The following is a 6,472-nucleotide window of genomic DNA, read 5'->3' as shown; positions in this document are numbered from 1 at the left end:
CTCGACCCCCGCCCGCGTGGCCGATGCCTGGGCGCGTGCCAAGCTGGTCCGCCCGGCGTGAACTCTGCCGCACTCTGGCGGCAGCGGGCGTGCGCTTAGCGCCTGATCCGGGTTTACCAGGAGAGCGCTGCTGCTAGGCTAGCGGGATGACTACCACCTCCCGCTCTACCCTCTCTTCCAAGACCCGTCGCATGCTGGTGGCGGGTCTTGGCGCTTCTTTCAGCCTGCTCTCGGCAGGCCCGACACTGGCCCAGGCCAACAAGCCGATCCGCCTGATCGTGCCCTATGCCCCGGGCGGCCCGCTGGACATCGTCGCCCGCAGCCTGGCCGAGCGTGCCAAGGATAAGCTGGGCGTCATCGTCGTCGAGAACAAGGCCGGTGCCGGCGGCAATCTGGGCGCCGACATGGCCGCCAAGGCCACGCCGGACGGCACCACCATCGTGATGGGCGCAGTCGCCACTCATGCGATCAACCCCTGGCTGTTTGCCAAGATCCCCTACGATCCGATCCGCGACTTCACGCCGATCACCCTGGTCGCCCGCGTACCCAATGTGCTGGTGATGAATGCTGAGACCGCGCAGAAGCTCGGCATCAACAGCGTCGCCGATCTGGTCGCCTATGCGAAGAAGAATCCCGGCAAGCTGAACTACGGCTCGGGCGGCAATGGCAGTGCCGGCCATCTGGCCGGCGAGATGTTCAAGGCCCAGGCCGGCATCTTCATGACCCACATCCCCTACTCCGGCGGCAACCCGGCCCAGCTGGCCCTGGTGTCGGGTCAGGTGGATCTGAACTTCGACAATCTGGCCAGCGCCTCGGCCAATATCAAGTCGGGCAAGCTCAAGGCCCTGGCGGTGACCACGGCCAAGCGCACCTCGGCCCAGCCCGAGCTGGCGACGATTGCCGAAAGCCCGGCCGCCCTGGGCCTGAGCAAATTCGACATCAATACCTGGTTCGGCCTGTTCGGCCCGGCCAAGCTGCCGGCCGATGTCACGGCCAAGCTCAACGCCGCCTTCGTCGAGGCCCTGAACTCGCCCGAGATCAAGAGCCGCATGGCCACGCTGATGGCCGAGCCGGCACCGAGCACGCCCGAGCAGTTCGGCGCCTTCGTCAAGACCGAGCTGGCCAAGTACGGCAAGGTCGTCAAGGACTCCGGCGCGAAGCTGGACTAAGCGCAAAGGCGGCCTCGGCCGCCTTTTTTGATGCTCGACTGAATCGAGCCTACTCCCCCAGATAAGCAGCCCGGACCTTGGGATCATTGAGCAAGGTCTTGCCCTCGCCGGTCATGGTGATCTCACCGGACTCCATCACATAGCCACGGTTGGCCAGTTGCAGCGCGCGGCTGGCGTTTTGCTCCACCAGCAGCACCGTCACACCCTGCTGATGGATGTCGTTGACCACCTCGAAGATCTTGTCCACCATGATGGGGGACAGACCCATGCTGGGCTCGTCCAGCAGCAGCACCTCGGGCCGCGCCATCAGCGCGCGCCCCATCGCCAGCATCTGCTGCTCGCCGCCGCTCATCGTGCCGGCGAGCTGGTTGCGGCGCTCCTTCAGGCGCGGGAAGATGCCGAAGATGCGCTCCATATCGCTTTGGATCTCGGCGTCGTTCCTGATGTAGGCGCCCATCTGCAGGTTCTCGGTGATGGTCATGCGGGTGAAGGTGCCGCGCCCCTCAGGCACCATCACCAGGCCTTGCTTGACCAGGTCCCAGGCGCCCTGGCCCTTGATGGACTGGCCTTTGTAGAGCACGTCGCCGTCGGCCACCGGCTGGATGCCGGTGACGGCCTTGAGCGTGGTGGTCTTGCCCGCGCCGTTGGCGCCGATCAGGCTGACGAGTTCGCCCTTCTTGACTTCGAAGTCCACGCCCTTGACGGCCTGGATACCGCCGTAGGCCACCTTCAGCTTCGTGACCTTGAGCAGGGTTTGTGTGTCTGACATCTTGTTTTGCTTCCTGTTCAGTGGGCGGCGTGGCCCGCGCCCAGATAGGCTTCGATCACCTTCTCGTTGCGCTGCACGTCATACGGCGTGCCTTCGGCAATCTGCTTGCCGTAGTCCAGCACCGTGACGCGGTCGCACAAGCCCATCACCAGCTTGACGTCGTGTTCGATCAAGAGGATGGTGCGGCCGTCCTTGCGGATGCGGTCGATCAGCTCTCTGAGCACCACTTTCTCGGTGGCGTTCATACCGGCGGCCGGCTCGTCCAAGGCGATCAGCTTGGGGTCGGTGGCCAGCGCGCGGGCGATCTCCAGGCGGCGCTGGTCGCCGTAGCTCAGCGTGCGCGCCTTGAACTCGGCGTACTTGCCGATGCCCACATAGTCCAGCAGCTCCTGCGCGCGCTGCGCGATGGCGGCTTCCTCGGCCTTGAAGCCGGGGGTGCGGAAGATCGCGCCCATCAGGCCCGAGCCGGTGCGGATGTGGCGGCCCACCATCACGTTCTCCAGCGCCGTCATGTCGGCGAACAGCCGGATGTTCTGGAAGGTGCGTGCGATGCCGGCCTTGGCCACCTGGTGCACGGCTTGCGGCGTGTAGGGCTCGCCGCCGAGCATGAAGCTGCCGCCGTCGGGGGTGTACAGGCCGGTGATGACGTTGAAGAAGGTGGTCTTGCCCGCGCCGTTGGGGCCGATCAGGCCGTAGACCTGACCCTTCTTGATCTCGATGCCCACTTCGGAGAGGGCTTGCAGCCCGCCGAAGCGCTTGGAGACGCCTTTGACGCTCAGTACGGTGTCAGTCATGGGGGTCAGTCCTTGCTCTTACTTCTTGTCGGTGGGCGCGGGCGCGGCCTTGCCGTGCTCGGGCGAGGGCCACAGGCCGCGCGGACGCAGCAGCATCACGCTGATCATGGCCAGCGCCACCAAGAGCTGGCGCAGGATGGAGGCGTCCAGCCGTCCGCCGGTCATCTCCTGCAGCGGCCCGGCCACATAGCGCAGCACCTCGGGCAGCATGGCCAGCAGCAAGGCCCCCAGGATCACGCCGGGGATGTGGCCGATGCCGCCCAGCACCACCATCGCCACGATCATCACCGACTCCTGCAGGCTGAAGGACTCGGGGCTCACAAAGCCCTGGAAGGCGCCGAACATCGAGCCGGCCACGCCGCCAAACGTCGCGCCCATGCCGAAGGCCAAGAGCTTCAAGTTGCGGGTGTTGATGCCCATGGCCTTGGCGGCGATCTCGTCTTCGCGGATGGCCATCCAGGCCCGCCCGATGCGCGAGTTCTCCAGCCGGTAGCAGATCACCACCGAGGCCACCACCAGGGCCAGGAACAGGTAGTAATACAGCGTCACCGAGGGCAGCACGAAGCCGAAGAGCTCGGTGGGCTTGCCCAGGTCCAGCCCGAAGAAGCGGATCGAGTCGATCTGGCCGATGCCGCGCGGGCCGTTGGTGATGTTGGCCGGGTGCTCCCGGTTGTTCAGGAACACGCGGATGATCTCGCCAAAGCCCAGCGTCACGATGGCCAGGTAGTCCCCGCGCAGCTTCAAGGTCGGCGCCCCCAGCATCACGCCGAAGAAGCCCGCCAGCCCCGCGCCCAGCGGGATCACGATCCACAGCGGCGAGTGCAGCCCGTCGGGGAACATGGCCCGGAAGGCTTCGAAGTTCTCGCTCAGGTGCGGACTCGCCAGCAGCGCGAACATGTACGCGCCCACCGCGTAGAAGGCCACATAGCCCAGGTCCAGCAGACCGGCGTAGCCCACCACGATGTTCAGGCCCAGGGCCAGCATCACGTACAGCAGCGCCAGGTCGATGATGCGCACCGGCCCGTTGCCGAACTGCTGCGCAATCAGCGGCACCACCAGCAGGCCCAGGGCCGAGAGCAGGAAGACGAAGAGTTTGTTCTGTTGTTGCATGGTCTGTGTCTCCTTGGGGCCTCAAGCCCGATCCGCCACGCGCTCGCCCAGCAGGCCCGAGGGCCGCAGCGTCAGCACCAGGATCAGCGCAATGAAGGCAAAGATGTCGGCATAGTGGCTGCCCAGCACGCCGCCGGTCAGGTCACCCAGATAGCCCGCACCGATGGCCTCGATCAGGCCCAGCAGCACGCCGCCCACCATGGCCCCGGCCAGATTGCCAATGCCGCCCAGCACCGCCGCCGTGAAGGCCTTCAGCCCCGGCATGAAGCCCATGGTGTGTTGCACCGTGCCGTAGTTGGCCGCCCACATCAGGCCGGCCACCGCGGCCAGCGCCGCACCGATCACAAAGGTGGTCGAGATGATGAAGTCAGGCTTCACCCCCATCAGGCCCGCCACCTTGGGGTTCTCGGCCGTGGCACGCATCGCGCGGCCCAGTTTCGTGTGATTCACCAGCCACATCAGCGTGGCCAGAATCATCACCGTCGCACCCAGGATCACGCACTGCGTCACTGTGATCACCGGCCCGCCCAAGTCAATCGGCGTGGTCGGCAACAGCAGCGGGAAGGGCTTGGGATTGGGCTTCCAGATGATCATGGCCAGGGTCTGCAGCAGCAGCGACATGCCCATGGCCGTGATCAGCGGCGCCAGACGCGGCGCATTGCGCAGCGGCCGGTAGGCAATCTTCTCCACCAAAAAGTTCAGCGTCGTGCACACCAGCACCGCACAGCCCAGCGCGATCAGCATCAGCGCCCAGCCCGGCAGGCCTGAGCCCGACAGCGCGCTGATCACCGTCCAGCTCACCAGCGCCCCCACCATCAAAATCTCACCGTGCGCAAAATTGATCAGGTTGATGATGCCGTACACCATCGTGTACCCCAGCGCCACCAGCGCATACATGCTCCCGAGCACCAGCCCGTTGATGATTTGCTGGAAAAAAGTTTCCATAGTTGTCGTCCTTTTTTTTACGTCGACTGTGGCGTCGAACTGCCATGAAGGTGTGCAAGCGACATGCCAAAAACCAAGGCTTGCGGGTATACACCGAGGGCCTCCCATGAGCGCCGGCAAGCTATGGGCAGATGCGCCAAGCACCCTTGAGCGGAATCCCGCACAGCCGCGCAACAGGCAGAGCGGAATTCCGCCCGGCCCCGGTGCCAAGCGGGTGAGGTCACTGTGGCGCAGCGGCCGCTGGGCGCGCGACAGCACGGTACACATTGGGCACACTACGCAGCCCTGCCCCTCCGCCTCATGAGTTCAAGCCCCCTTCCCCGCCCCTGGCGCCTGCCGCAATGGCGCCTGCAAACCCTGCTTCTGGTTCTGGCTGCCCTGACCCTGGTCCTGCTCTGCGCGGCGCTGGGCCAGCGCCTGAGCGAGCGCGCCGGCATGGCCCAACTGGCCGCGGTGGCCAATGAACGCCTGGAGCTCTACGCCGCCAGCCTGGAGGCCGAGCTGGCACGCCACGCTTATCTGCCGGGCTTGCTTGGCGTCGATGCCGACGTCCAGCGCTTGCTGGCAGAGCCCGGAAGCGAGGACCTGCGCGCCCAGACCCGGCTCAAGCTGGCCAGCGTACGCGTGCGCTCAGGCTTGAGTCTGGCGTTCATCAGTGACGCGCAGGGCCGGGTGCTGGCGTCCAGCAACAACTACGGACCACTGAACCGTGCCGATACGGCGCCCGACGCCGAAGCGCGCCGCCTGGCGGAGCGCCTGGGCGAGAGTCTGCTCAGTGGGCCAGGCCAGTTTTTTGCGGCTCACGAGGACAAGGGCAGCAGCGACTATTTTTTGGTTCAGCCCCTGAAGCGCGCGGGGCAGCGCTGGGGGCAGATCGTGCTCAAGCTCAATCTGGCGCCCCTGGAAGCGATCTGGGTGGACCAGGGCTTGCGCTCCCTGGGCGAGAAGCTACTGGTGGTCGACGGCCAAGGGGTGGTCATCATGTCCTCGGTGCCAGCCTGGAAGTACCACCTGCTCGGCCCCAGCACGGTCGAGCAGCGCGCGGCACTGCGCAGCAGCGGCCACTACGCCGGCACGCTCGAGGCCTCGCTGGGCCTGGACATGGGCACCTTGAGCCAGCAGCAAAATGCCCTGGTTTCCCTGCCGTCGTGGGACCCGGCCACGCCCGAGCGGCGCCACCGTCTGCTGGCCCAGGAACTCGCCGTGGTGCCCCTGGGCCTGCGCCTTGTGACTTTGTCTGACCCCGCCGAAGTGTGGCGTCAGGCTCGCTTTGTCGCTTGGGGTGGCGCAGCGCTGGGTGCGGCCCTGAGTCTGCTGGTGCTTTACTTGCTGGCGCGCCGGCGCGCCCATGCTGAGCTGGAACACCAGGTCAGCGAACGCACGGCCGAGTTGCAGCTCAGCAATGCCGAACTCAAGCGCCAGATCGCCCAGCGCCTGCAAGCCGAGGACGAGCTGATGCAGGCGGCCAAGCTGGCCGTGCTGGGGCAGATGTCGGCCGGCATTTCCCACGAAATCAATCAACCCCTGACCGCGCTGCGCGCACTTTCGCGCAACAGCCTGCTGCTGCTCGACAAAGGCCGCTACAGCACCGTGGGCGAGAACCTGGGCGCCATCGACGCCATGGTCGAGCGCATGAGCCAGATCACCCGGCAGCTCAAGACCTTTGCCCGCAAGGCGCAGAGCGC

The 6,472-nt window shown here is 66.0% G+C and carries 6 protein-coding genes; 2 read left to right on the top strand and 4 right to left on the bottom strand.

Annotation, left to right across the window (positions count from 1 at the left end; all coding sequences use genetic code 11):
* The first annotated feature begins 146 nt into the window (after positions 1 to 146).
* Positions 147 to 1,169: a Bug family tripartite tricarboxylate transporter substrate binding protein gene (locus ACK5F2_RS00875; protein WP_409862110.1), complete on the top strand. Its 1,023-nt coding sequence runs from the start codon at positions 147 to 149 to the stop codon at positions 1,167 to 1,169.
* Positions 1,170 to 1,218: 49 nt separating this feature from the next.
* Here ACK5F2_RS00875 and ACK5F2_RS00870 read toward each other — a convergent pair whose 3' ends face one another.
* Genes ACK5F2_RS00870 through ACK5F2_RS00855 form a run of 4 tightly spaced genes read right to left on the bottom strand, consistent with a single transcriptional unit; the run spans position 1,219 to position 4,787 of the window.
* Positions 1,219 to 1,938, bottom strand: coding sequence for an ABC transporter ATP-binding protein (locus tag ACK5F2_RS00870; protein ID WP_171018496.1), 720 nt, complete (start codon positions 1,936 to 1,938; stop codon positions 1,219 to 1,221).
* Between the two features lie 17 nt (positions 1,939 to 1,955).
* Positions 1,956 to 2,732, bottom strand: coding sequence for an ABC transporter ATP-binding protein (locus ACK5F2_RS00865; protein ID WP_137945848.1), 777 nt, complete (start codon positions 2,730 to 2,732; stop codon positions 1,956 to 1,958).
* An 18-nt stretch (positions 2,733 to 2,750) separates the two neighbouring features.
* The gene (locus tag ACK5F2_RS00860; RefSeq protein WP_409862107.1) at positions 2,751 to 3,842 is read right to left on the bottom strand and encodes an ABC transporter permease subunit; all 1,092 of its coding nucleotides are present in this window, start codon (positions 3,840 to 3,842) and stop codon (positions 2,751 to 2,753) included.
* 21 nt (positions 3,843 to 3,863) lie between these two features.
* Positions 3,864 to 4,787 (bottom strand): branched-chain amino acid ABC transporter permease, encoded by a 924-nt coding sequence (locus tag ACK5F2_RS00855; RefSeq protein WP_409862112.1) that lies wholly within the window; start codon positions 4,785 to 4,787, stop codon positions 3,864 to 3,866.
* 300 nt (positions 4,788 to 5,087) lie between these two features.
* Here ACK5F2_RS00855 and ACK5F2_RS00850 point away from each other — a divergent pair.
* A partial coding sequence (locus ACK5F2_RS00850) for a histidine kinase dimerization/phospho-acceptor domain-containing protein (RefSeq protein WP_409862105.1) occupies positions 5,088 to 6,472 on the top strand: 1,385 nt, incomplete at its 3' end.

Origin of the sequence: Roseateles sp. (genome assembly GCF_046300915.1) — a bacterium.
Taxonomy (GTDB): Bacteria; Pseudomonadota; Gammaproteobacteria; order Burkholderiales; family Burkholderiaceae_C; genus Kinneretia.
This window is presented reverse-complemented; position numbering and strand designations above follow the sequence as displayed.

What these genes read in the sequence shown, in the direction of transcription:
- ACK5F2_RS00875 (WP_409862110.1), top strand. Translation starts at nt 147, where the DNA reads ATGACTACCACCTCCCGCTCTACCCTCTCTTCCAAGACCCGTCGCATG.
- ACK5F2_RS00870 (WP_171018496.1), bottom strand. Translation starts at nt 1,938, where the DNA reads ATGTCAGACACACAAACCCTGCTCAAGGTCACGAAGCTGAAGGTGGCC.
- ACK5F2_RS00865 (WP_137945848.1), bottom strand. Translation starts at nt 2,732, where the DNA reads ATGACTGACACCGTACTGAGCGTCAAAGGCGTCTCCAAGCGCTTCGGC.
- ACK5F2_RS00860 (WP_409862107.1), bottom strand. Translation starts at nt 3,842, where the DNA reads ATGCAACAACAGAACAAACTCTTCGTCTTCCTGCTCTCGGCCCTGGGC.
- ACK5F2_RS00855 (WP_409862112.1), bottom strand. Translation starts at nt 4,787, where the DNA reads ATGGAAACTTTTTTCCAGCAAATCATCAACGGGCTGGTGCTCGGGAGC.